The 2,820-nt window shown below is 48.0% G+C and carries 2 protein-coding genes; both read left to right on the forward strand.

Annotation, left to right across the window (positions count from 1 at the left end; translation table 11 throughout):
- On the forward strand, positions 1-1,719 hold a 1,719-nt coding region (gene infB / locus VB714_RS15220), incomplete at its 5' end, for a translation initiation factor IF-2 (protein ID WP_323225463.1).
- 37 nt (positions 1,720-1,756) lie between these two features.
- Entirely contained in the window at positions 1,757-2,593 is an 837-nt protein-coding gene (locus tag VB714_RS15225) for a low-complexity tail membrane protein (RefSeq protein ID WP_323225465.1), read from the forward strand.
- Positions 2,594-2,820: the final 227 nt, after the last annotated feature.

Genomic DNA, 2,820 nt, shown 5'->3' on the forward strand with positions numbered 1-2,820 from the left:
ATCCCCGAAACAGAAATTATCAAGCATCTTTTCTCTAAGGGGATTGCGGTTAAGATTACCCAAACTCTCGATGTTTACACCGTTAAGATGGTGGTAGAAGAATTGGGAATCGAGACGGAAACTCAAGAAGTAAAAGCCGCCGCGACTAAGAGCGAGATGCTCGATGTGGCGGATTTGGAAAACTTGCAGTTCCGTCCTCCAGTCGTGACAATTATGGGTCACGTGGATCATGGCAAAACAACGCTTCTTGACTCTATTCGCAAAACCAAGGTTGCTCAAGGGGAAGCTGGGGGCATTACTCAGCATATCGGTGCTTATCATGTCGATGTGGAACATAACGGCAAGATGCAGCAAGTGGTTTTCCTCGATACTCCCGGTCACGAAGCCTTTACAGCAATGCGGGCGCGGGGAACGAAGGTGACGGATATTGCTATTTTGGTCGTCGCGGCTGACGATGGGGTACAACCGCAAACCAAAGAGGCGATCGGTCACGCTCGAGCGGCAGAAGTTCCCCTGATTGTTGCCATTAACAAAATCGATAAACCTTCGGCTGAACCCGATCGCATTAAACAAGAATTGACGGAACAAGGTTTAGTGTCAGAGGAATGGGGCGGAGATACGATTATGGTGCCGGTGAGCGCAATTAAGGGGGAGAATTTAGATACTCTCTTGGATATGATTCTTTTGGTGGCAGAACTGGAAGAGCTTTCCGCCAATCCCGATCGCGCTGCGAAAGGAACTGTCATTGAAGCTAACCTCGATAAAACACGCGGTCCAGTAGCTACTCTCTTGGTACAAAATGGCACCTTGCGAGGGGGAGATTGTTTGGTCGCGGGGGCTTCCTTCGGGAAAATTCGCGCCATGATCGACGATCGCGGCAATCGGGTCGATACGGCCAGTCCTTCTTTTGCGGTGGAGGTATTGGGAATGAATGATGTTCCCTCTGCTGGAGACGAGTTTGAGGTCTTCCCCACGGAAAAAGAAGCTCGAGCCGTGGCGGAAAGTCGCGCCTCGATCAACCGAGAATCTCGCTTGCAACAAGCAATGTCCCGTCGCGTTTCTTTAAGCACGATTTCTGCCCAAGCACGAGAAGGAGAACTCAAGGAACTCAATCTCATTGTTAAAGCCGATGTACAGGGTTCTGTGGAAGCAATTTTAAGTTCCCTCGAGCAGTTACCACAAAATGAAGTACAAATCCGCGTCCTGCTTTCTGCACCTGGAGAGGTGACGGAAACTGATGTAGATTTGGCGGCGGCGAGTGGTGCGGTGATTGTTGGCTTTAATACCAATTTAGCCCTCGGTGCTTCCTCGGCGGCCGATCGCGAAGGGGTAGATATTCGCGAATACGACATTATCTATCAACTTTTGGATGATATTCGCGCGGCGATGGAAGGGTTACTCGAACCCGAAGAAGTGGAAGAACCTTTAGGAACGGTGGAAGTTCGTGCGGTCTTCCCTGTGGGCAAAGGCTCCGTAGCGGGTTGTTATGTCCTCTCTGGCAAGGTCGTGCGAAACCGCCGCTTCCGGGTACTTCGCAATGGAGAAGTCATCTACAGTGGCGTTCTCGACTCCTTACGGCGGGTCAAAGAAGATGTGCGGGAGGTCAATGCCGGTTACGAATGCGGTATTGGCATCGCCAAATTTAACGCTTGGCAGGAGGGGGATATTATCGAGGCTTATCAAATGGTCATGAAGCGCCGAACCCTCTCGCCAGTATAATTTCAGTTACCAGTCACCAGTCACCAGTTGCCTCACTATGAACTCATTTCGATCGGAACCTTTTTTGTGGATTCACCTTGCGGGTTTAGCTGTCGTCCCCTTGAGTTTATTGGCGGTATGGCTGGGACTGGCGGCGGGAGATCCCGTGCTGCCTTATAGCCTAGAAATCGCTTTTTTGGCGATCGCGGGGATTCTCCCGATCGCTTGGATGCAATGGCAGCGACCTTTTGATATTTTCAGTTTATTGGTGTTGGCGGTTCGTCCCGATCGCCTGACCCTCGAACAGCGCCAGATTTTGCGCTTGTTTAAAACTGTAAAAACTCGTATCGCCGCGATCGCCGTGGCCATTTTTATGATTTGGGCAATTTGGCAAATTTACACTCTTGCTCCCCTGGCGGCGATCGCCACCCCTTTATCGGGTCGCTGGCATTTGTTGGGCTTATTATTAGCAGCAATTGCCTTTCTATTCGCTAATCTTTTCCTGCAAATTCCCGTTAGCGTCCTCGGAGTTTTACTTACCTCAGACTCTCGTTTTGAGGAAGTTGAACCTTATGAAGTAGAAAATATTGGGCAAGATTTCTTCATTTTTGGCATCAGAATTGATAATATTTTGGCGATCGCGTCTCCGGAAATGGCTGCACCTGAATCGACAAAAGAACAATCTGTCAATCCTCCTAAAGATGAGGTTTCGAGCCATGAGGAAATCCCAAAGGAGTCTTTAGAAACTGGAGAAAATACTCAAGAGGAAAATATTGAGCCAGAAAATACAATTCAAGACAATAAGATTAATCCAGAGCAAATCGACTCCCTAGCATCAGAAGAAGACAATCTCGGGTCGGATGAACTAAAAGATGCGACAGAGACAAATAACTAGAAATTATTCTTGTGATAAGCGATCGCCAATTGTTGAGAATTAAGCATATTTTGTGTAATTTGCATCATAATAGAGAGAGAAATCAAGATATTGTAAAGATATTGTGAAAATATTGTTAACCTCGGAGCTGCAAATGCCCAGTTCCACGGCAGCGAATTTTTCAGCACAAACCGGCAATACCAACGATTGCGAAGTTTGGCAGAGTTTAAAAGAGGCGATCGCCAATA

The organism is Spirulina sp. 06S082 (assembly GCF_034932145.1).
GTDB lineage: Bacteria > Cyanobacteriota > Cyanobacteriia > Cyanobacteriales > Spirulinaceae > CCY15215.

Bases quoted from the DNA above. Each gene is read 5' to 3' on its own strand.
- VB714_RS15225 (WP_323225465.1), top strand. From the start codon at position 1,757: ATGAACTCATTTCGATCGGAACCTTTTTTGTGGATTCACCTTGCGGGT.